This window comes from Streptomyces sp. OR43 (genome assembly GCF_008042275.1).
In the GTDB taxonomy this organism is placed as follows: domain Bacteria; phylum Actinomycetota; class Actinomycetes; order Streptomycetales; family Streptomycetaceae; genus Streptomyces.
This window is the reverse complement of the sequence record NZ_RDBK01000043.1, coordinates 1,645,319-1,670,506: the sequence shown is the minus strand read 5'-3', so window position 1 is coordinate 1,670,506 and position 25,188 is coordinate 1,645,319. Positions and strand designations below refer to the sequence as shown.

Here is a 25,188-nt window from a genome sequence, read left to right as displayed (position 1 = left end):
GACCGTGCGTAGTCTGTGCGGCATGCAGACCACCGGGAACCGTGTGACGTCCGAGTGCGTCAGTTTTCGCGGACTGACCGGATGCACTGCGGATGAGCCTGTCGCAGGGCTGGTCCGTAATTCGGGGGGACCGGATCTCAACTGCCGCTTCCAGGCGATCTCGCCTGCCCGAGGAGTAGTCGTTCGATGAGCGAGCACCGTCGCAAGATGCCGCAACCGCAAGGTGGCGGGCGTGCCGCGGCCAGACGAGCCGCCCAGCAGTCCCCTGGACGCCGCGCGGCACCGTCACGCGGAGTGACGTCCGAGTCACCTTCCGATTCGTACGGCGAGGATTCCCCGTACGGCGGGCGCGCCGCGGCCAGACGGGCCGCACAGCGCGGCGGCGGTGGCCGCGGCGGCTCCGACGGCGGGGGCGGCGGCCGACGTCGCGGAGGCGGGGACGGTGGCCACGAGGGCCCCGGCCGTGGGCGTGGACGCGGAAGCCAGCGTCCGGCCAAGAAGCGCTTCATCGACTACCCGCGCGCCGGCAAGTACGGCGTACGGCGCTGGATGCCGTCGTGGAAGCTGGTCTCCGGGCTGTGCATCGCCTTCCTCGGCCTTCTGATGGGGCTCGCCGGTCTTGCCTACGCGATGGTCGCCAAACCTGAGGTCCAGGCGGCCGCGAAGGCGGAGAACAACGTCTACTTCTGGAAAGACGGCTCGCAGATGGTGGCTACCGGGGGTGCCGCCAACCGTCAGATCATCGACTACGCCCAGATCCCCGAAGCGATGCGCAACGCCGTCATCTCGGCGGAGAACAAGACCTTCGACACCGACCACGGCATCGACCCGATGGGCATCGCCCGCGCCGTGTTCAACATGGCCAAGGGCGGTCAGACCCAGGGTGGATCAACGATCACCCAGCAGTACGTGAAGAACTCCCGGCTCTCCCAGGACCAGACGCTGAGCCGCAAGTTCGAAGAACTCTTCATCACGCTGAAGGTCGGCAGCGAGATGGACAAGAAAGAAATCATGGCGGGGTACCTCAACGTCTCGTACTACGGGCGTGGTGCCTCCGGCATCCAGGCGGCGGCCCGTACGTACTACGGCAAGGACGCCAAGGAGCTGAATCCGAGCGAGTGTGCCTTCCTGGCCACCCTGCTCAAGGGGGCCAGCTACTACGACCCCGCGGGTGCCACGGAGGTCGACTCGGTGGAGGCGACGCCGGCGAAGAACACGGACCGGGCGATCAAGCGCTGGAAGTGGATCCTTGACGAGGAGGTCAAGGACGGCCGCATGGAGCAGTCGGAACGCGACAAGTACACCGAGTTCCCGATGCCCGACAAGCCGAAGAAGGACGCCCAGCTGGGCGGCCAGATCGGTTACCTCGTCGCGATGGCCCGGTCCAACTTCCTGAGCAACTACGACATCACCCGCGACCAGCTCGACCAGGGTGGCTACGAGATCCACACGACCTTCGACAAGAAGAAGGTCGACCAGCTCAGCAAGGCCGTCAAGAAGGTCTACGACGAGAAGATCGACACCAAGAAGCGCCCCACGAAGGACACCCACGTCCAGTTCGGCGGCTCGTCGGTGAACCCGAAGACCGGTGCCATCGAGGCGATCTACGGCGGTGTGGACGCGACGAAGCACTACACCAGCAACGCCGATCCCACCGGCGCCGCGGTCGGCTCGACCTTCAAGCCGTTCGTGCTGGCGGCCGCGATGGAGTACGGCAAGCGGGACCCCTCGGGCGGTCCCGAGCAGGACGAGTCGCAGCGTACGAAGGTGTCGCCGAAGAGCATCTACAACGGCGACAACAAGCTGAAGATCAAGAAGTACAACGGTGACGTCTGGACCGACGAGAACGGCAAGGAGTGGCTCCAGGTCAACGACGGGGACGACTCGCTGGGCAATGTCACCCTGCGCGAGGCGATGCGGGTGTCCGCCAACTCTCCCTACGTGCAGCTGGGCATGGACGTCGGCACCGACAAGGTGAAGGACGTGGCCATCGCGGCCGGCCTGAAGGACGACCAGTACATGGCGAACGCGAGCGTGCCGTCGTTCTCCATCGGCACCTCCTCGCCCAGCGCGACCCGCATGGCGGGGGCGTACGCCACCTTCGCGGCCAGCGGCCAGCAGCGTGAGCCCTTCTCGGTGACGGAGGTGAAGAAGGGCGGCGAGGTGGTCTACCAGCACAAGGAGGTCGCCAAGAGCGCCTTCTCCAACATCGTCGCCGACAACGTCACCGACGTTCTCAAGAACGTCGTCGACAAGGGAACCGGCACGCCCGCAAGGCTTCCCGGACGGGACGTAGCGGGCAAGACGGGTACGACGGACGACAACCTGTCCGCCTGGTTCGTGGGCTACACACCGCAGTTGTCGACCGCGATCAGCATGTACCGGCTGGACGACAACGAGAAGAACAAGGACCGCAAGTTCCTGAAGATGTACGGCACCGGTGGTGAGACGTCGATCCACGGTGCGTCCTTCCCGGCGCAGATCTGGCACGACTACATGGCGGAGGCGTTGGAGGGCCAGGAGAAGCTGTCCTTCCCGAAGCCTGAGCCGATCGGCGAGAAGGTCTACGGCGGCGGCGCGAAGAGCCCCACCCCGACGCCCACTCCGACGCCCACCCCGACGCCGACCGACACGGCGACCGTCACACCGTCGCCGACCACCCCCGTGGTCCCGACGCCCACGCCGACCGACACCTGCGGTACGTGGGACCTGAACTGCCAGAACAACAACGGCGGCAACTCCACCGGCTGGACCGACGGGGGCACCGACGCCGGGACGACCGACGGCGGGACCAGCGGCACGGATGCCGGGACCACCACCGGGACCACGACGGGCGAGACCGACGGCGGCGCCAGCCCGTCACCCGACACAGGCGGCAACGGGAACGGCAACGGGAACGCGAACGGCGGCTGGATCGGCGGCGGCGGGTAGCGCCCCCGCGGGACACCCGCGCGCCCGAACGGGTCCGCGCGCGGTGAGCCGGGCAGCATGACGAGGGCCGCCGCACCCCAAGGTGCGGCGGCCCTCACCGTTTCCACAGTCCGGTACGGCAGGATGTGCGGCATGCCAAGCGCAGAGGACACGAGCGTGCACCAGGAACGGTCCGTCGTACGGCCGACGCACCAGGACGAGATCGCCGCGGCCGGCAGCGAGCTGATCGGTGGGAGGTCGGGGCGCTGGACCCGGCTCGGCAGCACCGCACTCACCCCCGTGGGCGCCGTCGCCCTGGTGGCGATCGGGATGTTCGCGCTCGGCATGGTGCAGAAGCTGCCCTGCTACAACTGGGCGTGGTTCAGGGGCGCGGGCTCGCAGTACACCCATGCCTGCTACTCCGACATCCCGCATCTGTACTCCGGACGCGGCTTCGCCGAGGGACTGGTGCCGTACTTCGACCGGCTGCCCGGCGACATGCAGTTCCTGGAGTATCCGGTCCTCACCGGTGTGTTCATGCAGATCGCCGCCTGGTTCACCCCGGGCGGTTCCCTCCAGGAGCAGGAACAGGCCTACTGGCTCGTCAACGCGGGCATGCTGATGATCTGCACCGCCGTCCTCGCCGTGTGTGTCGCACGCACGCACCGCCGCCGCCCCTGGGACGGCCTGCTGGTGGCGCTGGCGCCCGCGTTCGCCCTCACCGCCACCATCAACTGGGACCTGCTGGCTGTCGCCCTCACGGCCGCGGCGATGCTCATGTGGTCCCGGAGCCGCCCTCTCGCGTTCGGCATCCTGATCGGTCTTGCGACGGCCGCCAAGCTCTACCCCGTGTTCCTGCTGGGCCCGGCCTTCGTGCTGTGCTGGCGGGCCGGGAAATGGCGGGAGTTCTCGGTGGCGACGCTCGGCGCCGCCGCCTCCTGGCTGGTGGTCAACCTGCCGGTGATGGTGTTCGCGCCCGAGGGCTGGAAGAAGTTCTACACCTTCAGCCAGGAGCGCTCGATCGACTTCGGCTCCTTCTGGCTGGTCATCACCCAGCGCACCGGCGAATCCATCGAGGTCTCCACGGTCAACACCGTCTCCACGCTGGCGACGGTCGGCCTGTGCGCCGCGATCGGGGCGCTGACGCTGATGGCACCGCGCCGGCCGCGCTTCGCCCAGCTCGCCTTCCTCGTCGTCGCGGTGTTCATCCTCGTCAACAAGGTCTACTCACCGCAGTACGTCCTGTGGCTGATCCCGCTCGCCGTGCTGGCCAGGCCGCGCTGGCGGGACTTCCTGATCTGGCAGGCGTGCGAGGTCATGTACTTCCTGGGCATCTGGATGTACCTCGCCTACACGACGAGCGGTGACAAGCACCAGGGACTGCCCACGGAGGGCTATCAGCTGGCGATCGTCCTGCACCTGCTGGGCACGCTCTACCTCTGCGCCGTGGTCGTACGGGACATCCTGATGCCGGAGCGCGACGTCGTGCGGCGTGACGGCTCGGACGACCCGTCGGGCGGGGTTCTCGACGGGGCCGAGGACGTCTTCGTCCTCGGGCACGGGGCGGCGCGTCCGACGCGCCATGCCGCCTTCGCCGAGACAGGCCCGCGGGTGGAGTGGGGTACGGCGGGCACACCGGTCGCCGACTGAGCGACCGGTGTGCCGGGCCTCAGCGGTCGACGAGCCGGTCGAACTGGGTCGTCGTGTGACGCAGATGGGCCACCAGTTCGTCGCCCACGCGCGGCTCCTCCGCGTCCGAGGGAACGAACAGGATCGACACCTGCATGTGCGGCGGCTCGGCGAACCAGCGCTGCTTGCCGGCCCAGACGAACGGCGACAGGTTGCGGTTGACGGTGGCGAGACCCGCCCGCGCCACCCCCTTGGCGCGCGGCATCACACCGTGCAGCGCCTTCGGGGCCTCCAGGCCGACACCGTGCGACGTGCCGCCCGCGACCACGACCAGCCAGCCGTCGGAGGCCGCCTTCTGCTGCCGGTATCCGAACCGGTCGCCCTTGACGACGCGCGTGACGTCGAGCACCGCGCCCCGGTACTCCGTCGCCTCGTGGTCGCCCAGCCACAGCCGGGTACCGATGCGGGCGCGGAAGCGGGTCTGCGGGAACTGCTGCTGCAGCCGGCCCAGCTCCTCGGCGCGCAGATGGCTCACGAACATCGTGTGCAGCGGCAGCCGGGCCGCCCGGAGACGGTCCATCCAGGCGATGACCTCTTCGACCGCGTCGGAGCCGTCCGTGCGGTCCAGCGGCAGGTGAAGGGCGAAACCCTCGAGGCGTACGTCCTCGATGGCGGCGTGCAGCTGCCCGAGCTCCTCCTCCTTGACGCCGTGGCGCTTCATCGAGCTCATGCACTCGATGACGACTCGAGCGCCCACCAGGGCGTGCACGCCGTCCACGGAGGAGACGGAGCGGATGACCCGGTCGGGCAGCGGAACCGGCTCCTCGCCCCGCCGGAACGGCGTGAGCACCAGCAGATCACCGCTGAACCAGTCCTTGATGCGGGCCGCTTCGTAGGTGGTGCCGACCGCGAGGATGTCGGAGCCGAAACGGATCGCCTCGTCGGCCAGCCGCTCGTGGCCGAAGCCGTACCCGTTGCCCTTGCAGACCGGTACGAGGCCGGGGAACTGGTCGAGCACGGATTTCTGGTGCGCCCGCCAGCGCGCGGTGTCGACGTACAGGGAGAGCGCCATGGCCGGTCCGGAACCTTTCTGGTGGCTGCGGTGGTGTCGGTGGTGTGCGGTGCTCCGGAAGCGCCTTCTCAGGTCCTGCCGGAAGAGCCCATTACAACGAATAAAGCCGGTTTCGTCAGCCTTGCCCGGCGGATCAGCGGCGTGACATGTAGATGTCGAGGGCCTTGTGCAGCAGCTTGTTGAGCGGGAAGTCCCACTCACCGAGGTACTCCGCGGCCTGGCCGCCGGTGCCCACCTTGAACTGGATCAGGCCGAAGAGGTGATCGGTCTCGTCCAGCGAGTCGGAGATGCCGCGCAGGTCGTAGACGGTGGCGCCCATCGCGTACGCGTCGCGCAGCATCCGCCACTGCATCGCGTTCGAGGGCCGGACCTCGCGCTTGTGGTTGGCCGAGGCGCCGTACGAGTACCAGACGTGGCCGCCCACGATCAGCATGGTCGCGGCCGCGACGTTCTCGCCCTCGTGACGGGCGAAGTAGAGCCGCATGCGGTTGGGGTCCTCGTTGTTGAGGGCCGTCCACATGCGCTGGAAGTAGCCGAGCGGACGCGGGCGGAAGTGGTCGCGCTCCGCCGTGATCTCGTACAGGCGCTGCCACTCGGCGAGCTCCGCGTAGCTGCCCTGGACGACCTCTACACCGGCCTTCTCGGCCTTCTTGATGTTGCGCCGCCAGAGCTGGTTGAAGCCCTTGTGCACGTCTTCGAGGGAGCGGTTGGCGAGCGGCACCTGGAAGATGTAGCGAGGCTGTACGTCACCGAATCCGGCGCCGCCGTCCTCGCCCTGCTGCCAGCCCATCTTCCGCAGCCGGTCCGCCACTTCGAAGGCGCGGGGCTCGATGTGGGTGGCCTCGACATCGCGCAGGCGCTTCACGTCCGGGTCCTGGATGCCGGCCTTGATGGCGTGGGCGTCCCAGCGGCGGATGACGACGGGCGGGCCCATCTTCACCGAGAAGGCGCCCTGCTGCTTGAGGTGCGCCAGCATCGGCTGCAGCCAGTCGTTCAGGTTGGGGGCGTACCAGTTGATGACCGGGCCCTCGGGCAGATACGCGAGGTACCGCTTGATCTTGGGCAGCTGCCGGTAGAGCACCAGACCGGCACCGACGAGCTGACCGCCCTTGTCGAACCAGCCCAGACTCTCCGAGCGCCACTCGGCCTTCACATCCGCCCATGCCGGGACCTGCATGTGACTGGCCGCGGGCAGACTCTGGATGTACGCCAGATGCTGCTCACGGCTGATGGTCCTCAGGGTCAGGCTCATGCGGGGCGCTCCTCGGCAGGTGTGTCCCCATGGGTCAGGGGCTCCGGCTCTCGCGCCGAAGCCTACTGTGACCGGGAAGCGGGCGGTCTGGCCCCGTCGTACCCGTGCGGTTCCGGGATGGCGTACAGGGCGGCCCCGTCCGTGGACGGTGCCGCCCCGCAGGCCGCCGGAGCGCTGTTACGCCGCGGTCAGCTGATCACGCCGCCGAAGAGTCCGCCGTGGGCCATACCCAGGAAGAAGCCGAGGCCGGCGGCGCCCATGCCGACCAGCAGGGGGAACCTCTCCCGCGTGGTGGCGGAGATGTACAGCCCGTATCCGCCTGTGATGATTCCGACGAGTCCGGCCCACGAGCTGATCAGATGCAGGCTGTGGAACATCGCCGTCACGAACGCGAGGGCGCCGAGCGCCACCGTCACCGCCACCAGGATGTCCTGGAGCGGGTGGGGCCTGCCGTCCGTCGCGAAGAGGGAGACGGAGGAGCGGGGGCGGGATCGCATTGCTTGTGCCATGGAGTACCTCCTGGCCGAAAGGCGGCGCGTCGTGGCGCCGCTCACACCCGATGTGTACAGATTGCGTCTCCTGACCACCGGATTTCAACCGGAAGCCTGTCTGCGGGTACTCTGTACGGTCTGCACCCGTGTCTGCCCAGGCCAGCACAGTCAGCCCCCTCTCGAGGGAGGGCGTTGTCAGTGGCGGCTGTTTTACTCGGAGACACTGTTGCTTACGCATCACGACCCTCCTGCCACGGAACGACCGTGGCCGCTGAGTCCAAAGGAGGTGGGTTCCACATGCGTCACTACGAGGTGATGGTCATCCTCGACCCCGATCTCGAGGAGCGAGCAGTCTCCCCGCTGATCGAGAACTTCCTCTCCGTCGTCCGTGAGGGCGAAGGAAAGGTTGAGAAGGTCGACACCTGGGGCCGTCGTCGGCTCGCTTACGAGATCAAGAAGAAGCCCGAGGGCATCTACTCGGTCATCGACCTGCAGGCCCAGCCTGCGGTCGTCAAGGAGCTCGACCGCCAGATGAACCTGAACGAGTCGGTCCTCCGGACCAAGGTCCTCCGTCCCGAGATCCACTGAGCTTCTAGCTCAGTGGTCATCGGGTTCGAGTAGCAGCAAGCAGCCAGAAGCAATCCCCGCCGAGAGGTTCATCCATGGCAGGCGAGACCGTCATCACGGTCGTCGGCAATCTCGTCGACGACCCCGAGCTGCGCTTCACCCCGTCCGGTGCGGCGGTCGCGAAGTTCCGCGTCGCGTCCACACCCCGCATCTTCGACCGGCAGACCAATGAGTGGAAGGACGGCGAAGGCCTGTTCCTCACCTGCTCGGTCTGGCGTCAGGCGGCGGAGAACGTCGCCGAGTCGCTCACGCGAGGCATGCGCGTTGTCGTGCAGGGCCGGCTGAAGCAGCGGTCGTACGAAGACCGCGAGGGCGTCAAGCGCACGGTCTACGAGCTGGACGTCGAGGAAGTCGGCCCCAGTCTCAAGAGCGCGACTGCCAAGGTCACCAAGACCACCGGTCGCGGTGGCCAGGGCGGCGGCCAGGGTGGATACGGCGGCGGCCAGCAGGGTGGCGGTAACTGGGGCGGCGGTCCCGGTGCTGGTGGCCAGCAGGGTGGTGGCGGTGCTCCCGCCGACGACCCGTGGGCCACGAGCGCGCCGGCCGGCGGCCAGCAGGGCGGGGGCCAGCAGAGCGGCGGAGGCGGTTGGGGCGGAAGCTCCGGCGGTTCCGGCGGTTCTGGCGGCGGCTACTCGGACGAGCCTCCCTTCTAGGGCAGCTCGTACCCCCACTTCTTGATCACACAGGAGAAACACCATGGCGAAGCCGCCTGTGCGCAAGCCTAAGAAGAAGGTCTGCGCGTTCTGCAAGGACAAGACCCAGTACGTGGACTACAAGGACACGAACATGCTGCGGAAGTTCATTTCCGACCGCGGCAAGATCCGTGCCCGCCGCGTCACCGGCAACTGCACGCAGCACCAGCGTGACGTCGCCACGGCTGTCAAGAACAGCCGTGAGATGGCGCTGCTGCCCTACACGTCCACCGCGCGATAAGGGAAGGGTGACCGAATCATGAAGATCATCCTCACCCACGAGGTCTCCGGCCTCGGTGCTGCTGGCGACGTCGTTGACGTCAAGGACGGGTACGCCCGTAACTACCTGGTTCCGCGTGGCTTCGCCATTCGCTGGACCAAGGGTGGCGAGAAGGACGTGGCGCAGATCCGCCGCGCCCGCAAGATCCACGAGATCGCCACGATCGAGCAGGCCAACGAGATCAAGTCCAAGCTCGAGGCCGTGAAGGTCCGTCTGGCTGTTCGCTCCGGCGACGCCGGCCGTCTCTTCGGCTCTGTCACCCCGGCCGACATCGCCTCGGCGATCAAGGCTGCCGGTGGCCCGGATGTCGACAAGCGTCGCGTCGAGCTCGGCTCGCCGATCAAGACGCTCGGCGGACACCAGGTGTCCGTGCGTCTGCACCCCGAGGTCGCTGCGAAGCTCGGCGTCGAGGTTGTTGCTGCCTGATTGGGCCGCACCTCAGCAGAACAGTGAAGGGCCGCACCCCCGGGTGCGGCCCTTCGCCGTTGCCGGGCTCCGTTTCACGTGAAACGGAGCCCGTGGCGTACGAGAAGCAGGACGGCTCTTCACATGAGACGGGTCCTGCGCGGTGGGGCTCAGCGGGTGGCGCCCGTGACCATCCATCTGCCGGAGCGGGCGCGAAGCCAGAGCGTCGCCATGCGCACGAGCATCATGAGGGCCATCGCACACCACAGCGCGGTCAGGCCGCCCCCGAGGACGGGAACCAGCAGGGCCGCCGGAGCGAATACCGCCAGGGTGACGAGCATGGCCCAGGCCAGATAGGTTCCGTCCCCGGCGCCCATCAGTACCCCGTCCAGGACGAAGACGACTCCGGCGACCGGCTGGGTCAGCGCAACCACCAGCAGGGCGGGGAGCAGTGTGTCCTGCACGGACTGGTCGCTGGTGAAGAGCGGGACGAACAGCGGACGCGCAAGAACGATCAGCGCTCCGAACACGATGCCGGAGACGATGCCCCACTCCACCATGCGGCGGCAGGCCTCACGGGCGCCCTTGGTGTCGCCGGCCCCCAGATACCGTCCGATGATGGCCTGGCCCGCGATGGCGATGGCGTCCAGCGCGAAAGCCATCAGGCTCCACAGGGACAGGATGATCTGGTGTGCGGCGATGTCGGTGTCGCCCAGCCGGGCGGCGACGGCGGTGGCGATGAGCAGGACGGCGCGGAGCGACAGCGTACGGACGAGAAGCGGCACGCCTGCCCGGGCGCTGGCCTTGATGCCGGCGGCGTCGGGGCGCAGCGAGGCCCCGTGGCGCCGGGCGCCGCGGACCACGACCACGAGATAGGCGACCGCCATGCCGATCTGGGCGAGCACCGTGCCCCAGGCCGATCCTGCGATGCCGAGCCCGGCGCCGTAGACGAGGCCTGCGTTGAGGGCTCCGTTGGCGGCGAATCCGCCGATGGCGACGTAGAGCGGGGTGCGGGTGTTCTGCAGCCCCCGGAGCACACCGGTGGCGGCCATCACCACCAGCATCGCGGGGATGCCGAGGCTGGAGATCCGGAGGTAGGTGGTCGCGTAGGGCGCTGCGGTGTCCGAGGCGCCGAACACGTCGACGAGCCAGGGGGCCAGGGGGAGCGCGAGGGCGATGACGGCGATGCCGAGCAGGATCGCCAGCCAGATGCCGTCCATGCCCTGGCGGATGGCGGACGGCAGATCGCCGGCGCCGACCCGTCGTGCGACGGCCGCCGTGGTGGCGTAGGCGAGGAAGACGAAGATGCTCACGGCGGTCGTCAGCAAGGCTGCGGCAACGGCCAGACCGGCCAGCTGCGGAGTCCCGAGATGGCCGACGATGGCACTGTCGACCATCACGAAAAGGGGCTCGGCCACGAGGGCGCCGAAGGCGGGGACGGCGAGCGCGATGATCTCGCGATCGTGTCGCCTGCGACGGGACGGCGGGGTCGCCGGTGCCTGGATCATGGGAGTCAATCTAATCTTCCACAGGTAATGGATGCAAGCGGTTTGTGATCCTTACAAATACTGCTGAGTGACGTTCTGGCATGTGCCGGTTGCCACGATCTTGCGCTGACTCGGAAAGTTTTTCTCCCCCACAGCCCGTGGATGGAGAAAGTGCAGGTCAAGCTACTGATGGTGACGCGGCTATGAGTTTGTCCACAGTGCTGTCCCCCGGTCCGTGCACAGGTTCTGCGGACTTCTCCACAGCATCTGGTCCGTCGTCCACATGCCCTGTGGATAACCAGATTGGCGGACGGTGCGCGGGCGCCTACCGTGGTCCGGCGCCCCCACCTCGTTTCGGCCCTGGAAACCCGCTGAACCCGACACACCGGAACCGGAGTCGGGCGTCTTGTTTGTCGGTGCCGTGCCGTAAGAAAGAGTGGCACGGCTAGGTCCGCGGAGCGGACGGGAGGAGGTGGCCGGATGAGCATTCCCGAGCCTTTGGACGACCCCTGGGCCGACACCGGGCCCAGCGACCGGCTGCCCGTTTCCCGCCAGCGTCGAGGTGAGAGCAGGGACCGCGGCGAGCAGCATGAGCGCGGCCGCGAGAGCAGTGGCTGGGAGGGTGGTTCGCCCGGGTTCGAGCGGGTCCCGCCTCAGGACCTCGACGCGGAACAGTCCGTCCTCGGTGGCATGCTCCTGTCCAAGGACGCCATCGCCGACGTCGTCGAGATCATCAAGGGACACGACTTCTACCGGCCCGCGCACGAGACCGTCTACCAGGCGATCCTCGACCTCTATGCCAAGGGCGAACCGGCCGACCCGATCACGGTGGCGGCCGAACTGGTCAAGCGCGGCGAGATCACCAAGGTGGGTGGCGCCCCGTATCTGCACACCCTGGTCCAGTCGGTGCCGACCGCGGCCAACGCCTCGTACTACGCGGAGATCGTCCATGAGCGCGCCGTCCTGCGGCGGCTCGTCGAGGCCGGCACGAAGATCACGCAGATGGGATACGCGGCCGACGGCGATGTCGACGACATCGTCAACTCCGCCCAGGCCGAGATCTACGCCGTCACCGAGCAGCGCACCAGTGAGGACTACCTGCCGCTGGGCGACATCATGGAGGGCGCGCTCGACGAGATCGAGGCGATCGGTTCACGCAGCGGTGAGATGACCGGTGTGCCGACCGGTTTCACCGACCTCGACGCCCTGACCAACGGCCTTCACCCGGGCCAGATGGTCGTCATCGCGGCCCGCCCCGCCATGGGTAAGTCCACGCTCGCCCTGGACTTCGCCCGCGCCTGCTCGATCAAGAGCAATCTGCCCAGTGTGATCTTCTCCCTCGAAATGGGACGGAACGAGATCGCCATGCGTCTTCTCTCCGCCGAGGCGAGGGTGGCGCTGCACCACATGCGCTCGGGCACCATGACGGACGAGGACTGGACGCGGCTGGCCCGGCGGATGCCCGACGTCTCCGCGGCCCCGCTCTACATCGACGACTCCCCGAACCTCTCCATGATGGAGATCCGGGCCAAGTGCCGTCGTCTGAAGCAGCGCAACGACCTCAAGCTGGTGGTCATCGACTATCTGCAGCTGATGCAGTCCGGTGGCTCCAAGCGGGCCGAGAGCCGTCAGCAGGAGGTCTCGGACATGTCCCGAAACCTCAAGCTGCTGGCCAAGGAGCTCCAACTGCCGGTCATCGCGCTCTCCCAGCTGAACCGTGGCCCCGAGCAGCGCACCGACAAGAAGCCGATGGTCTCCGACCTCCGTGAGTCCGGATCGATCGAGCAGGACGCCGACATGGTGATCCTGCTGCACCGTGAGGACGCCTACGAGAAGGAGTCACCGCGTGCGGGCGAGGCGGACCTGATCGTGGCCAAGCACCGTAACGGTCCGACGGCGACGATCACCGTCGCCTTCCAGGGGCATTACTCGCGCTTCGTGGACATGGCGCAGACCTGACCGGCCTGCCCCCGCGGGCCTCTCAGCGCCTCGTCTCGTACCTGTTCAGGATCACGCCGCCGGGAAGCGTCCGCGTCTCCACGAGGTTCAGGTTCACCCAGTTGTCCAGCGCGGCGAAGAACGGCGTGCCACCGCCCACCAGGACCGGCGCGGTGGCCAGCACGTACTCGTCGATCAGCCCGGCCCGCATGGCTGCCCCGGCGAGCGTAGCGCCGCCGATGTCCATCGGGCCTCCGTCCTCTGCCTTGAGCCGGGCGATCTCGGCGACGGCGTCGCCGGTGACCAGGCGGGCGTTCCAGCCGACCTTGTCGATCGTCGAGGAGAACACCACCTTCGACATGTCCCGCCAGCGGCGCGCGAACTCGATCTCCGCGGGGGTGGCGTCGGGCTGTTGGTCGCCGGTCGGCCAGTAGGAGCTCATCGTCTGCCACAGCTTGCGCCCGTACAAGGTCAGGGCGGTCGCCTGCAACTGGTCGGACCAGAACTGGAACAGCTCATCGCTCGGCTCACTCCAGCCGATGTCGTCGCCGGGTGCGGCGATGAAGCCGTCCAGGGTCAGGTTCATGCCGTAGATCAGTTTCCGCATGGTGCCAGCCTTCCGCGAGTCGGTCTCACGCCTGCAGACCAACACGGCACGGGAAACTCATCGGTGCGTGATCTGAGCTCGCATGCAGTACTCCTGTTCGGTGGCCCGGCCGCAGCCGGGGTACGCGGTGGCCGCCGGGAATGAGGTCGCCAAGGGGCTGCGCGGAAGGTAGTTGTTGACGATGACTTCTTCTGATGAACAGTTGCTGCCGAGTACCCGGCGCGCATTGCTGCACCGCATCGCCACCGCCCAGGCCGAGGGCCGGTCGCCTTCTCTGGCCGCTGCCGTCCAGCGGCAGGGCCAGGTTGCCTGGAACGGTTCTCGCACCTGTGTCGACGGGCACGCCCCGGATGCGGATACACAGTTCAGGATCGGCTCGCTGACCAAGACGTTCACCGCCGTGCTGGTCCTGCGCCTGAGGGACGAAGGCCTGCTGGATCTGGCCGACCCGCTGGGGAAGCACCTGCCCGGCACGGGCGCGGACGATGTCACCCTTCATCAGCTGCTCGGCCACAGTGCGGGGCTCGGTGCCGAGTCGCCCGCACCCTGGTGGGAGCGGACCCCCGGAAGCCTGCGTCCCGGACTTGAGGACGTGCTCGGCGAGCAGATCGGGATGCATCCCGCCGGCCGCCGGCATCACTATTCCAATCCCGGCTACACACTGCTCGGTGCCCTGGTCGCAGCGGTACGCGGAGCGTCGTGGGCGGAGGTGCTGCGGAACGAGATCCTGGAGCCTCTGGGCATGCACCGTACGACCCCGTACGCACAGGCCCCGCACGCGGGCGGCTGGGCCGTGCACCCGTGGGCGGACGTCATGCTGCCCGAGCCGGCCGAGGACCTGGGCCTGATGGCTCCGGCCGGGCAGCTCTGGTCCACCACTGCCGATCTTCTCCGGTTCGCCGCATTCCTTGCCGCGGGAGACGACCGGGTGCTCGCGGCCGCGTCCGTGGCAGAGATGAGGGCGCCGGCCGCGCCGCCCGAGCCGGGAGACTGGGACGGCCACTACGGCCTGGGCCTTCAGGTGGTCCGGAGGAAGGGCCGTACGCTCATCGGGCACACCGGGTCGCTGCCCGGCTTCGTGGCAGCGCTCTGGTTCAGCACGGAGGACGATGTGGCCGCTGTCGTGTTCGCCAATGTCACGTCCGGGGTGGCGGTGGGCGAGGTGGCTGCCGAACTCGTGGACATCGTCGCCGAGTCGGAGCCTCGTATCCCGGATCCGTGGCGCCCGCTGCCCGAGGTGGACGACGCGCTTCTGGCGCTGACCGGACCTTGGTACTGGGGCACGCGTCCGAACGTTCTGCGGCTGACATCGGACCGTGGGCTCGAACTGCAGCCCTTGAACGGCCAGGGCCGCGGTGCCCGTTTCACGGCCCGCCCGGACGGTACCTGGATCGGGCTGGACGGCTACTACGCGGGGGAGACCCTGCGGGTCGTACGGAATGACGACGGCAGCGTGAACCATCTGGATCTCGGGTCGTTCGTCTTCACCCGTGAGCCGTACGACCCCGCAGCGGCCGTTCCGGGTGGCGTGCACGAGGACGGGTGGCGAGGCCTGGGGAGTTGAGCGGCCCGGGGGCCTGATAGGCAGGTGAGCGGCGGGGGGTGGTGTGGGCAGTTGTGAGCGGGCCGTTTCACGTGAAACGGCGTGCGGGGCCGGTCAGGCCGTCAACTCCCGTTCCAGCGGCGTGCGAAAGCGCGGCGTGATCCGGGCCTCGCCGACCCAGCGCGCCAACCGGGATGCCTCCGCCTCGATCGTCTTGGAGGCATCCCGGCCGACGTCGGTGAGCAGCCGCCAGACCGGCTCGCCGCCGTCACGCAGAGCCCATCCGCCCACGATGCGGCCGTTCCACCACACGGTGGGGCCGATGTTGCCGGAGCGGTCGAAGAGCGCCCCACGGTGTTCGGCCGGGAGGTGGAATCCGCGATCGGCCCATCCCATGGCGCTCGGGTCGAGCGCCGGCAGCAGGGCGGCCCAGGGCTCGGGCGCCTGCTCGGGCGCCTGGTCCCCGGGCGAGACCCAGGCCGTGGCGCCGTTGTCGAGCCGTACCTCTTCCGCCCCCACCTCGGCCAGTGCTCTGCGGACCTGGCCGATTCCCCAGCCCGTCCACCACTTGAGGTCTCCCTCAGTTGCGGGGCCGTACGAACGGAGCCAGCGCAGCGCCAACTTTGACTGCGCCCGGTCGGTTTCGAGTCCGGCACGTGGCTCGGAAGCCGTCCACCGAAACTGGCTGGAGGTCCAGGTTCCTCGCGGCCGGTCCCGCCGGATCTTTCCTTCGGCGGCCAGTACGCGGATGACCCGTGAGGCGACGCCCTGCACCGCCTCCTGCTTCTTCCCGGGGAAGACCGTGATCTTGGTGCGCAGGGCAGGTACGGCGGCGGAGAGCTCGCTGCCCGTGGCGGAGCCCCGGGCCGTGAGGGCCGTGAGGACGGATGCCTCGGTGGCTGCCAGCCATCGCCCGTCCAGCCCGTTGCCGTCCTCCACCAGGTGTTTCAGGAGGGTCCGGCGTTCCTTGGCGGCGACGGCGCGTGCGTTCGACGCCTCGACCAGAGGCGCCATCTCCTCCGATACGACGAAGAGGGTGTTGCGCATGGAGAGCAGCCGGACCAGCGAGACGTCCTCGTAGAGGTGTTTCTCCACGGTGGCGGCCTCGGGCGCCCTCAGCCGAGCGCACGCCGACAGGAACACGGTGGCCGCGTCGGTGGCATGCAGGGCGACGAGGGCATCGGCCACGGCGACGGGGGACTCCGACCGCGTCGATGGGGCCAGGAGGTGGCGTCGACCGATTCTGATGCGGCGCTGCTCGTCGCTGATGCGGTGCACAGTCGCTCCCTTGGACGCCGGGCTGCGGTCAGAGGGTGAGCTTGAAGCCCACATGGCTGGCCACGAAGCCGAGCCGTTCGTAGAACCGATGCGCGTCGGTGCGGGTCGCATCGGAGGTCAGCTGAACCAACTGGCAGTCCTGACGCCGTGATTCATCCACGGCCCACTGGATCAGCTGTGTGCCGAGACCGCTGCCGCGCTCGTCCCCGTGGACGCGGACGCCCTCGATCACCGAGCGGGTGGAGCCGCGCCTGGAGAGACCGGGGATCACGGTCAGCTGGAGCGTCCCGACGACGCGGTCCGTCCGTACGGCGACCATCACGTGCTGGTGGGGATCGTCGGCGAGCCGCCGGAACGCCGCGAGATACGGGGTGAGGTCGGACGGCGACTCCCGCGCGGCACCCAGCGGATCGTCGGCGAGCATGGCCACGATCTCGGCGAGATCGCCGACGGCCGCAGGGCGGATTTCCAGATCGCTCATGATCGGCAGCCTACGCCGCACCCTCGGACCGGGTCCCTCATACGGGAACCTTCAGCTCCTCGACCGCACGGACGAGCGGGGCCAGTTCGGGGTTCTCGGCAGCCTCGTCCAGGGCGGCGCGCAGAGCGGTGTCGTTGGTCGGCCGGGCCTCGGAGAGGAGCGCGAGACCGGCTTCGGTGACATCGGTGTAAATGCCCCTCCGGTCGGTGTCGCAGAGGTACCGGGTCAGCAGGCCCCGGTCTTCGAGGCGGGTGACCAGGCGGGTGGTGGCGCTCTGGCTGAGCACGACGGCGTCGGCCACCTGCTTCATCTGAAGGTGTCCACCGGGTCCGTTGTGCTGTCGGCTCAGGACGTCCAGCAGGGAGTACTCCCTGACGCTGAGGCCGTGCCCGGCCTGAAGAGCCCGCTCGATACGGGACTCGATCTGCCCGTGGAGCAGGGAGAGCGCGCACCAGCCCTGGGAGAGGGCGGTCAGTGCCGGGTCCGTCGCTGTCATGGGTCTCTCCTCCGTGCCGGAGCTGCTTGCGTCCAGGATAGGCGACGGACGCAATAGCCCGCGCTTGCAATTAACCCGCGTCTGCAATTATTGTGAACGCTCGTAAGGCGCAGACGCAATCTCCAGGGAAGGTGAAACCCATGCCGCTCGCGCTCCTCGCCCTCGCCATCGGGGCATTCGGCATCGGAACGACCGAGTTCGTGATCATGGGGCTGCTGCCCGAGGTGGCTGCGGACTTCCAGGTCTCGATTCCGACCGCAGGCTTCCTCGTCACCGGCTACGCGCTCGGCGTCGTCATCGGGGCGCCTCTGATGACCCTCCTCGGCACCAAGGTCAGCCGTAAGCGCATGCTGATGATCCTGATGGCCCTGTTCGTCATCGGCAACGTGGTCTCCGCGACCGCCCCCGTCTTCGGAGTGATGCTCGCGGGGCGGGTGGTCGCCTCGCTCGCCCACGGTGCCTTCTTCGGCATCGGGTCGGTGGTGGCAGCCGATCTGGTCGCCCCGCACAAGAAGGCCGGCGCGATCGCCATGATGTTCACGGGCCTCACCGTCGCGAACGTCGTCGGTGTGCCGCTGGGCACGTACATCGGCCAGAGCGTCGGCTGGCGGAGCACGTTCTTCGTCGTCGCCGCGCTCGGCGTCATCGGTCTGCTCGGTGTGGCCAGGCTCGTTCCGGACCAGCCCCGCCCCGAAGGCGTCCGGCTCCGCCACGAGCTCGCCGCGTTCCGCAACGTGCAGGTCCTGCTCGCTATGGCGATGACCGTGCTGGGGTTCGGCGGGGTCTTCGCCGCGATCACGTACATCACACCGATGATGACCGAGATCGCCGGCTACTCGGCCTCGTCCGTCACCTGGCTGCTGGTGCTTTTCGGCCTCGGAATGGTCGGAGGCAATCTGCTCGGCGGCAAGTTCGCCGACCGCCGTCTGATGCCCCTGCTGTACGTGTCGCTGGGCGGCCTCGCCGTCGTCCTGTCGCTGTTCACTCTCACCGCCCACAACAAGATCGCGGCAGCCGTCACCATCTTCCTGATCGGCGGCCTGGGCTTCGCGACCGTCCCCCCGCTGCAGAAGCGGGTGCTCGACCAGGCAGCCGGCGCCCCGACGCTCGCCTCCGCGGTGAACATCGGCGCCTTCAACCTCGGTAACGCCCTGTCCGCGTGGCTCGGCGGCATGGTCATCGCCGCCGGTCTCAGTTATACGGCGCCCAACTGGGTCGGCGCGGCGCTCGCCGCCTCCGCCCTGGTGCTCGCCGTCGTCTCCAGCACCCTGGAGCGCCGCACGACCGCCCGGAGCCGTCTCGTGGCCACGCACGTACCGGAGCCGGCCGCCGTACCCGCGGTCCGGCGCTGACCATCCCTGATCCCCCCACACCACTGCACCCCATCAAGGAGCCATCCCCCATGAGCACCCTCCCCACCGCTGTAGCCCCGCTGACCACGCAGGACGCGGAGGCGCTGATCGAAGCGGCCCGTGCCGCCGCCGAGACGGCGGGGGTCGCGGCAGCCGTCACGGTCCTGGACGCGGGCGGTCATCTGCTGGCCTTCCGCCGCGACGACCGGGCTGTCCTCATCGCCGGCGAAACCAGCACCCGCAAGGCGTACACAGCGCTGCAGCTCAACGCCCCCACGGCCGACCTCGTCGACGCGGTGCAGCCTGGCGGGCTCTTCCACACCCTGCCGACCGCACTGGACCGGCCGCTGCTCTTCATCGCCGGCGGAGTCCCGGTGCACCGCGACGGACGGCTGATCGGCGCGATCGGGGTCGGTGGCGGCGCTCCTGGGCAGGACCACGGGTTCGCGACCGCAGCCGTCGCCGTGCTCGCCTGAAGTCCCATCTGCCGTGCGCACGCGGCTAATTCGTTGGTGTCAGCTTTCATGAGGCCGGAGAATTCTCGTTCATGGGAGCTGACATTCACGGGTTCATCGAGTGCCGGTCGCGGTGGGCGGAACCGGAGGACGCCTGGTCGGCGGCTGTTGATCTCGACCTGCTGTATCCGGGCCGGGACTACGACGCGTTCGGCTGTCTGTTCGGTGTGCGCAATCACGCAGGCTTCGCACCGCTCGCGGCGGAGCGCGGGCTGCCCGAGAGGATCTCCGACGCAGCGCGCGAGGAGTTCGATGACTGGGGCTCCGACGCGCACAGCCCCAGCTGGATCTCCTGGAGCGAACTGACACGCGTGGACTGGGACGAACACGCCGAGACCACGGACCGGCGGATCCATGAGTACGAAGTGGTGAACGGTGCGTGGGCCCTCGTCGGCAAGGCGGGCTGGAGCCCCCGCTTCGCCCGGGCTGCGGGACTCCCGCCCGATCCCGCGACCGGCTACGGCAGCCATGACTGGGCGGAAGGCACCGAGTGGCGGGACGGCGACCGCCTCTACCGGGTGGAGCGGATGACCCGGCGCGAGGCAGTGCCGGCGGAGGGCGAGTGGAAGCCGGTCTGGTCCGTGATGGAAGCCCTCGCCGTCGTACACGGCGACGAGAACGTCCGTCTCACCGTGTGGTTCGACAACTGAGCAGGATGTCCGCCGGAGCGGTGGTCCCGGAGGCTCGGATCGGCCGGCCGGCTGTCAGCCCGTCGCCACGCTCAGCGGGGCGAAGCGGTGCGTCCAGTCCCCCGGCTGTTCCGGGCCCCCGAGACTCATCACCGTGGTCGCCGGTCCGGACTCCAGCCCGCACTCCCTGAACCAGTCCAGCAGTTCCTCGTGGCGCGCGTCGATGTCCGCACGCAGCGGCCGGTCCGTCGCCGCGGCCAGTGAGGTCACGAGCCGCTTCGCTGTGGCGGTGTCCCGCGCGATCAGCGGGCCGACCACATGGCTCTCCGAGCTGGGCCACAACGCGGCGTAGCCGACCAGCTCCCCGTCTTCCTCGGCCACCCGCAGATGATCGGCGAAGGCCGGGAGGCGGACCAGGAGGTGCGTTCGGTCGAGGCCGAAGGCGTCCGCGTCCAAGCGGAGTATGGCTTGCAGATCTCCCGCCGAGGCCGGGCGAACCGTCAGCCCCGAACCGGCCGCCGTACCCGGGTGACCGGCCGTGCCGGGACGGCCCGGCTCCGCGAGGGGCCGGAAAAGCCCGCTCACCCGCTCGGCCCGCCCCACGGCAAGGAATCCGAGCTCTTCGTAGAGCGGTCGGCCCGCATCCGTCGCGTAGAGGCTGAGAGGCACGCCCTCGGTCGACTCGATCACCCGCTGCATCAGATACCGCCCGACCCCCTGCCGGGCGTAGCGTCCGGCGACCAGCAGCATGCCGACGGCGGCCATGCGGGAGCCGTACGCGGTCACCACGCACGTCGCCATCAGGCCCTTGCTCTCCGGATCGTCGATGCCGTAGGCCGTGCCCGCGGCCAGCAGCAGGCCCCACCGGTGCTCATCGCGGGGCCAGCCGCGGTCCTCGCTGAGATCGGCGCACGGGACCAGATCATCCCGGGTGAGACGCCGTAGGGGCAGTTCGGCGGGCGGGCGGGGCAGTGAGCGGGACATAGGAGTCAGGCTGTCCGACGCAGTGATCGCTCGTCCACCGCTTTAACGGATCTGGTGGAGACGCGCAGCCGTCGGCCGCGCCGGGTCGGCCCCCATGGCTTCAGCACCGAGATCGCGGTCATGAAGAGATAGGCCGCCGTGGCGACCGAGGGAGCGACGACCAGGCTGATGTCGACGGCTCCCCGTTCCGCGGCTTCGTTGATGCCGGGGCGCAAGGAGAAGACCGACAGACCGGTCGTCACCAGGGTGAGCCAGAACTTCGTCCAGACCCAGCGGTACCTGGCCAGCCCCCAGGGAGTGCCGAGCGACAGGATCAGGCCGCTGAGCAGAGTGGCCAACGCGACCGGGATGACCAGCCAGTCGCCGAAGATCTTCATGGCGCGGGTGGCGGCCCGGGCGGTCGCGGGATCTCCGGTCGAGAAGGCGGTGACGCCGAGTGCCAGCAGACCGACGGTGAGACCGAGCCAGCTGACGGATACCGATACATGGGCGACCAGGAGGCCTCTGCGGGTGTGGCGCTTGAGTGGTTTCACGTGAAACACGGTGCAGGGAACCGCGGGGCAGGTCATCTGACGGGGGGAGTATCCCGACGTACTGGCCTCGGCGTACGCGCGGCCTGTGCCCTCGACGTGGCACAGGCCGCGGGTCCGGAACTGGCAGGGGTTATCCCAGGTCGGGTGCGTGCATCGCCCGGACGCCTTCGATGTTGCCGTCCAGGTAATGCCTGAGTGACAGCGGTACGAGGTGCACGGCGGCGATTCCGACCCGGCTGAAGGGCACCCGGACGACGTCGTACTCCCCGCAGGGGTCATCGATCTCGGGGCCGTGGCGCAGGGACAGGTCCATGGATTCGAGACGGCAGACGAAGAAGTGCTGGACCTTGACGCCCTTCACGCCGCCGCCCTCGATGTGTTCCACGGTGTCGACGAAGCAGGGCACCACATCAGTGATCTTGGCGCCGAGTTCCTCGTCCAGTTCACGGTGCAGGGCGTCGACGACGGTCGCGTCCTCGGGCTCCACCCCGCCGCCGGGCGTGAGCCAGTACGGATCCACCCCGGGTTTGGTGCGCTTGATGAGGATCAGGTCGTTGCCGTCGAGCAGGACGGCGCGTGCGGTGCGCTTGACCACAGGACGTTCGGTCATGGCAAGAGAGTGGCCCGCGGAACAGGTTCTGAAACACCTGGCGGCTTCCGGCCCGTCCTGCGGTCACCAGGCGGCCGCGGCACGCAGCAGTACCTCGTGTGCCCGTGCGAGATGCGGCAGTGCGAGCGTGCCGGTCCGCGCTGCCAGGAAGTACGTGCGCAGAGGTGGGACCGGTGGATCGAGGAGTGCCACCAGCTCTCCCCTCTCCAACGCGTCCTCGCACAGATACCGGGGCAGCACGGCCAGCCCTGCCCCGGCGACCGCGCATTCCAGGACCGCCCGCAGGTCAGGTGTGATGACGGCTCCTGCCGCCGCGGGCCGGCTGTCGAAGACCGCCGCCCAGTACCGGGAGACGAGGGGCAGGCTCTCGTGCACCTCCACCACCGGCAGCTGTTCCAGGACCACCGGGCCGTTGCGGCGCAGGGTCCCCGGGCCCAGACGCCCCGCCCACCGCGGTGCTGCGACCAGGACGTGCTCCTCGTCGCAGAGCGGGGCCGCGGTCAGCAGGCCGCCGCGCGGCCGGGCCGTCACGATGGCCAGGTCGTGGTGGCCGGCGGCCAGACCGTCGAGCGTCTCGTCGGTGTCGGCGGAGAACGAGCTGCGCAGGGCGAGCCCTTGGGCGATGAGCGGGGTGAGTGCGGGGAGGGCCCGCAGCGAGGTGAACTCCGGTGGACCCGCCAGATGGAGCGTCCGTACGCCCGACTCCTCGTCGAGTTCCGTCTCGGTGATCTCGACCAGCGCGTCCAGGTGCGGCGCGGCCCGGTGCGCGAGTTCGTCGCCGATGGTGGTGGGTGTCACGCCGCGGGCCCGGCGGAGGAAGAGCGGTCGGCCCAGCTGACGTTCCAGGGTGCGGATCTGCGAGGTCACGGCGGGCTGGGAGAGGCCGAGGAGTGCGGCGGCGCGGGTGAACGAGCCCGCGCGGTGCACGGTGACGAAGGTGCGCAGCAGGGCCAGGTCCATGTCCGTTCCCTCTCGCCGTGCGGCTCGTCGGACTCCGGTAACTATAAATATGTCGATAGGTCGCTGCCGCTACTGTGATTGGACACTGACGCAGAGTCAACTAGCCTTGTCGAGGCGGTTCTTCGCGAGGAGAAGGCGGGAACCGGGACGGTCCGAGCCACGAGGGGGGAGGCTCGGACCGTCCGTACCGCACCGGTTGCGGAAGCCTCAGCTCCCGGCGACGGCCGCGGCCAGCGCGCGCTCCACGTCGGCCACCAGGTCCTCGGCGTTCTCGGCTCCGACGGAGAAGCGGATGAAGCCTTCCGGTACGGCGTCGCCGCCCCAGCGGGCCCGGCGTTCGGCGGTGGAACGCACGCCGCCGAAGCTCGTGGCGTCCTCGGCGAGGCGCAGCGCAGACAGGAACCGCTCGGCGGTGCCGCGGTCCGCCAGCACGAACGACACGACGGATCCGAAGCGCCGCATCTGCCGCACCGCGTTCGGATACGAGGCGTCGGCCGGCAGCCCGGGGTAGCGCAGCCCGCTCACCTCGGGATGCTTGGCGAGGGTCTCGGCCAGCAGTAGGGCGTTCGCGCACTGCCGCTCGATCCGCAGCTCCAGTGTGGCCAGGGAGCGGTGAGCGAGCCAGGCCTCCATGGGCCCCGGGATGGCGCCCACGACCTTGCGCCAGCGCCGCACTCCCGCCGCCAGCTCGGAATCCCGGCAGGTCACATGACCGAGCAGGATGTCGCCGTGCCCGGTCATGCCCTTGGTGTCGCTGGCCACCGAGAAGTCGGCTCCGAGCTCCAGCGGGCGCTGGCCGAGCGGAGTGGCGAGGGTGTTGTCCACGGCGACGAGCGTGCCGCCCGCGTGCGCCGCCTCGACGAGCCGGCGCACGTCACAGACGTCGAGCCCGGGGTTCGACGGGGTCTCGATCCACAGCAGCCGCGCCCCCTCAAGAAGGGCCAGCTGGGCATCGCCCCCGGTCGGGGCGGTGCGCACCTCGACGCCGTAGGCCTCCAGCTGCGCACGTACCAGCGGAAGGGCCTGGTAGCCGTCGTCGGGGAGCACGACGACATCGCCGGTGCGTACCTGGGACAGCAGCACCGCCGAGATCGCCGCCATGCCGGACGCGAAGACCGTGGTCTCGACGTTCTCGCCCGGCGCTTCCAGCTCGCCGATGGCCCGCTCCAGGTGGGTCCAGGTCGGGTTGGTGTCACGGCCGTAGGTGTACGGCCCGGTCGGCTCGCCGGACAGGTGGAAGTGCGCGGCGAAGACCGGACCGGGGAGAGTGGGCTCGTACTGCTCCGGTTCCGGCAGACCCGCACGTACCGCCCGGGTTCCGTCGCCCATCGTGCTCATTTACGTGTCCTCGCTTCTCTCCCCGGTCTGTCACCGGTCCTGCCGTCACTGTCTCAGGCACCAGGTGGTCAGTCCTCGTCGGGCAGGACGACGTTCAGCGCCCAGGACACGATCGAAATGATCAGGCCGCCGAGGACGGCGGTCCAGAAGCCGTCGACATGGAAACTCAGATTCAGCACATCGGCCAGCCATGAGGTCAGCAGCAGCATCAGGGCGTTCACCACGAGGGTGATCAGCCCCAGGGTGAGGATGAAGAGCGGCAGCGTGAGCAGCTTCACCACCGGCTTGACCACGAAGTTGACCAGGCCGAAGATCAGCGCGACCACGATCAGGGTCAGTACCTTGCGGCCGGTGCTGCCGCCGGTCAGCGTGATGTCGTGGAGCAGCCAGATGGCCACGGCCAGCGCACCCGCGTTGGCGATCGTCTTGACTACGAAATTCTTCATGTGTCTGATCGTGGCAGACATGATCGGTGGCGGACACCGGCTGGACAGAGGCAAGGGGCGGACGGGCCATGAAGGCATTCAGACTGGACGAACTGGAGGCGGAACGGGCCGCCAACGACGGTGCTTATCTCCAGTTCGTCCGCGAACGGAACATGTCTGTCGGTCTGTACGCACTGGACGCCGGTGAACTCGACCCACAGCAGCCGCACCAGCAGGACGAGGTCTACCTCGTCGTCAGCGGGCGCGCTTCGATCACCGTGGGCATGGAAACGACGCAGGTGGGCAGAGGAAGTGTCGTGTACGTACCTGCCGGCACCGCCCACAAGTTCCATCACATCACGGAGGACCTGCGCGTGATGGTGGTCTTCTCGCCGCCCGAGGGCTGAGCCGCACGCGACGAGGGCAGGGCCGCACCGGCCCGGGGGCAGGGCCGCGTCTCGGGGATCCCTAGGGGATCGATCAGGGGAGTTCAAGGGATCGCGGCCCCCTCAGCCGGCCGCGACACCTCTAGCATCGAAGCAGGAACTCACAGAGACGAGGTAGGGACGATGGCGGTGCGGGAGATATTCGCGGGAATGCCCTGGTGGGTGAAGTGGATCGCGGTGCCCGTCATCGCGATCGTCGTGTTCGGCA

27 protein-coding genes are annotated in these 25,188 nt (G+C 68.8%); 13 read left to right on the top strand and 14 right to left on the bottom strand.

Features of this window, described 5'->3' with window-relative positions:
• Positions 1 to 186: 186 nt before the first annotated feature.
• Both EAO72_RS26135 and EAO72_RS26130 read left to right on the top strand, forming a co-directional pair.
• Positions 187 to 2,931, top strand: a complete 2,745-nt coding sequence (locus tag EAO72_RS26135) for a transglycosylase domain-containing protein (RefSeq protein ID WP_187285216.1) — start codon at positions 187 to 189, stop codon at positions 2,929 to 2,931.
• Between the two features lie 132 nt (positions 2,932 to 3,063).
• A complete protein-coding gene (locus EAO72_RS26130) occupies positions 3,064 to 4,560 on the top strand; it encodes a glycosyltransferase family 87 protein (RefSeq protein ID WP_187285215.1) in 1,497 nt (498 codons plus the stop codon).
• A gap of 19 nt (positions 4,561 to 4,579) precedes the next feature.
• On the opposite strand, the gene EAO72_RS26125 is transcribed toward EAO72_RS26130, so the two are convergent.
• From EAO72_RS26125 to EAO72_RS26115, 3 genes are all read right to left on the bottom strand, one after another.
• Positions 4,580 to 5,611 carry an alanine racemase gene (locus EAO72_RS26125; protein ID WP_136330867.1) on the bottom strand — a complete coding sequence of 344 codons (1,032 nt, stop codon included), beginning with the start codon at positions 5,609 to 5,611 and terminating at the stop codon, positions 4,580 to 4,582.
• Positions 5,612 to 5,744: 133 nt separating this feature from the next.
• Positions 5,745 to 6,863 carry a lipid II:glycine glycyltransferase FemX gene (locus EAO72_RS26120; RefSeq protein WP_148019641.1) on the bottom strand — a complete coding sequence of 373 codons (1,119 nt, stop codon included), beginning with the start codon at positions 6,861 to 6,863 and terminating at the stop codon, positions 5,745 to 5,747.
• A 188-nt stretch (positions 6,864 to 7,051) separates the two neighbouring features.
• Entirely contained in the window at positions 7,052 to 7,372 is a 321-nt protein-coding gene (locus EAO72_RS26115) for a hypothetical protein (protein ID WP_148019640.1), read from the bottom strand.
• 279 nt (positions 7,373 to 7,651) lie between these two features.
• On the opposite strand from EAO72_RS26115, the gene rpsF reads away from it, so the two are divergent.
• From rpsF to rplI, 4 genes are all read left to right on the top strand, one after another.
• Complete coding sequence (gene rpsF, locus EAO72_RS26110; RefSeq protein WP_148019639.1) at positions 7,652 to 7,942, top strand: 30S ribosomal protein S6; 291 nt, start codon at positions 7,652 to 7,654, stop codon at positions 7,940 to 7,942.
• 74 nt (positions 7,943 to 8,016) lie between these two features.
• Complete coding sequence (locus EAO72_RS26105) at positions 8,017 to 8,634, top strand: single-stranded DNA-binding protein (RefSeq protein WP_148019638.1); 618 nt, start codon at positions 8,017 to 8,019, stop codon at positions 8,632 to 8,634.
• Between the two features lie 43 nt (positions 8,635 to 8,677).
• Positions 8,678 to 8,914, top strand: a complete 237-nt coding sequence (gene rpsR / locus EAO72_RS26100) for a 30S ribosomal protein S18 (RefSeq protein WP_003967857.1) — start codon at positions 8,678 to 8,680, stop codon at positions 8,912 to 8,914.
• A gap of 18 nt (positions 8,915 to 8,932) precedes the next feature.
• Positions 8,933 to 9,379: a 50S ribosomal protein L9 gene (gene rplI / locus EAO72_RS26095; RefSeq protein WP_073733221.1), complete on the top strand. Its 447-nt coding sequence runs from the start codon at positions 8,933 to 8,935 to the stop codon at positions 9,377 to 9,379.
• 149 nt (positions 9,380 to 9,528) lie between these two features.
• Here rplI and EAO72_RS26090 read toward each other — a convergent pair whose 3' ends face one another.
• Entirely contained in the window at positions 9,529 to 10,866 is a 1,338-nt protein-coding gene (locus EAO72_RS26090; protein ID WP_148019637.1) for an MATE family efflux transporter, read from the bottom strand.
• A gap of 459 nt (positions 10,867 to 11,325) precedes the next feature.
• Between EAO72_RS26090 and dnaB the strand changes: the two genes are divergently transcribed.
• Complete coding sequence (dnaB, locus tag EAO72_RS26085) at positions 11,326 to 12,804, top strand: replicative DNA helicase (protein ID WP_148019636.1); 1,479 nt, start codon at positions 11,326 to 11,328, stop codon at positions 12,802 to 12,804.
• A 22-nt stretch (positions 12,805 to 12,826) separates the two neighbouring features.
• On the opposite strand, the gene EAO72_RS26080 is transcribed toward dnaB, so the two are convergent.
• On the bottom strand, positions 12,827 to 13,390 hold the full coding sequence (locus EAO72_RS26080) for a dihydrofolate reductase family protein (protein ID WP_148019635.1): 564 nt from the start codon (positions 13,388 to 13,390) through the stop codon (positions 12,827 to 12,829).
• 181 nt (positions 13,391 to 13,571) lie between these two features.
• Between EAO72_RS26080 and EAO72_RS26075 the strand changes: the two genes are divergently transcribed.
• Positions 13,572 to 14,954 carry a serine hydrolase domain-containing protein gene (locus EAO72_RS26075; RefSeq protein ID WP_148019634.1) on the top strand — a complete coding sequence of 461 codons (1,383 nt, stop codon included), beginning with the start codon at positions 13,572 to 13,574 and terminating at the stop codon, positions 14,952 to 14,954.
• Positions 14,955 to 15,047: 93 nt separating this feature from the next.
• Here EAO72_RS26075 and EAO72_RS26070 read toward each other — a convergent pair whose 3' ends face one another.
• The 3 genes from EAO72_RS26070 to EAO72_RS26060 are packed head-to-tail and all read right to left on the bottom strand — an operon-like array spanning position 15,048 to position 17,188.
• A complete protein-coding gene (locus tag EAO72_RS26070) occupies positions 15,048 to 16,211 on the bottom strand; it encodes a winged helix DNA-binding domain-containing protein (protein ID WP_148019633.1) in 1,164 nt (387 codons plus the stop codon).
• 28 nt (positions 16,212 to 16,239) lie between these two features.
• Positions 16,240 to 16,692 carry a GNAT family N-acetyltransferase gene (locus EAO72_RS26065; RefSeq protein ID WP_148019632.1) on the bottom strand — a complete coding sequence of 151 codons (453 nt, stop codon included), beginning with the start codon at positions 16,690 to 16,692 and terminating at the stop codon, positions 16,240 to 16,242.
• 37 nt (positions 16,693 to 16,729) lie between these two features.
• Positions 16,730 to 17,188 carry a MarR family winged helix-turn-helix transcriptional regulator gene (locus EAO72_RS26060; protein WP_148019631.1) on the bottom strand — a complete coding sequence of 153 codons (459 nt, stop codon included), beginning with the start codon at positions 17,186 to 17,188 and terminating at the stop codon, positions 16,730 to 16,732.
• Between the two features lie 140 nt (positions 17,189 to 17,328).
• Between EAO72_RS26060 and EAO72_RS26055 the strand changes: the two genes are divergently transcribed.
• The 3 genes from EAO72_RS26055 to EAO72_RS26045 all read left to right on the top strand — a co-directional run bounded on the left by EAO72_RS26055 (position 17,329) and on the right by EAO72_RS26045 (position 19,705).
• On the top strand, positions 17,329 to 18,540 hold the full coding sequence (locus tag EAO72_RS26055) for an MFS transporter (protein WP_148019630.1): 1,212 nt from the start codon (positions 17,329 to 17,331) through the stop codon (positions 18,538 to 18,540).
• Positions 18,541 to 18,590: 50 nt separating this feature from the next.
• Positions 18,591 to 19,016 carry a GlcG/HbpS family heme-binding protein gene (locus tag EAO72_RS26050; protein WP_148019629.1) on the top strand — a complete coding sequence of 142 codons (426 nt, stop codon included), beginning with the start codon at positions 18,591 to 18,593 and terminating at the stop codon, positions 19,014 to 19,016.
• A 71-nt stretch (positions 19,017 to 19,087) separates the two neighbouring features.
• On the top strand, positions 19,088 to 19,705 hold the full coding sequence (locus EAO72_RS26045) for a hypothetical protein (protein WP_148019628.1): 618 nt from the start codon (positions 19,088 to 19,090) through the stop codon (positions 19,703 to 19,705).
• A gap of 54 nt (positions 19,706 to 19,759) precedes the next feature.
• Here the strand turns inward: EAO72_RS26045 and EAO72_RS26040 are convergent, their stop codons facing one another.
• The 6 genes from EAO72_RS26040 to EAO72_RS26015 form a co-directional block, all read right to left on the bottom strand.
• Positions 19,760 to 20,668, bottom strand: a complete 909-nt coding sequence (locus EAO72_RS26040) for a GNAT family N-acetyltransferase (RefSeq protein ID WP_148019627.1) — start codon at positions 20,666 to 20,668, stop codon at positions 19,760 to 19,762.
• 5 nt (positions 20,669 to 20,673) lie between these two features.
• Positions 20,674 to 21,201 carry a DUF2269 domain-containing protein gene (locus EAO72_RS26035; RefSeq protein ID WP_148019626.1) on the bottom strand — a complete coding sequence of 176 codons (528 nt, stop codon included), beginning with the start codon at positions 21,199 to 21,201 and terminating at the stop codon, positions 20,674 to 20,676.
• A gap of 130 nt (positions 21,202 to 21,331) precedes the next feature.
• Entirely contained in the window at positions 21,332 to 21,811 is a 480-nt protein-coding gene (locus EAO72_RS26030) for an NUDIX domain-containing protein (RefSeq protein WP_148019625.1), read from the bottom strand.
• 63 nt (positions 21,812 to 21,874) lie between these two features.
• A complete protein-coding gene (locus tag EAO72_RS26025) occupies positions 21,875 to 22,771 on the bottom strand; it encodes a LysR family transcriptional regulator (RefSeq protein ID WP_148019624.1) in 897 nt (298 codons plus the stop codon).
• 207 nt (positions 22,772 to 22,978) lie between these two features.
• Positions 22,979 to 24,109 carry a cystathionine gamma-lyase gene (locus EAO72_RS26020; RefSeq protein ID WP_148019623.1) on the bottom strand — a complete coding sequence of 377 codons (1,131 nt, stop codon included), beginning with the start codon at positions 24,107 to 24,109 and terminating at the stop codon, positions 22,979 to 22,981.
• 68 nt (positions 24,110 to 24,177) lie between these two features.
• On the bottom strand, positions 24,178 to 24,555 hold the full coding sequence (locus tag EAO72_RS26015; RefSeq protein ID WP_148019622.1) for a phage holin family protein: 378 nt from the start codon (positions 24,553 to 24,555) through the stop codon (positions 24,178 to 24,180).
• 68 nt (positions 24,556 to 24,623) lie between these two features.
• Between EAO72_RS26015 and EAO72_RS26010 the strand changes: the two genes are divergently transcribed.
• Both EAO72_RS26010 and EAO72_RS42190 read left to right on the top strand, forming a co-directional pair.
• Positions 24,624 to 24,941, top strand: coding sequence for a cupin domain-containing protein (locus EAO72_RS26010; RefSeq protein WP_148019621.1), 318 nt, complete (start codon positions 24,624 to 24,626; stop codon positions 24,939 to 24,941).
• 168 nt (positions 24,942 to 25,109) lie between these two features.
• Positions 25,110 to 25,188 (top strand): DUF5326 family protein (locus EAO72_RS42190; protein WP_187285395.1); only part of this gene is annotated, 79 nt, incomplete at its 3' end.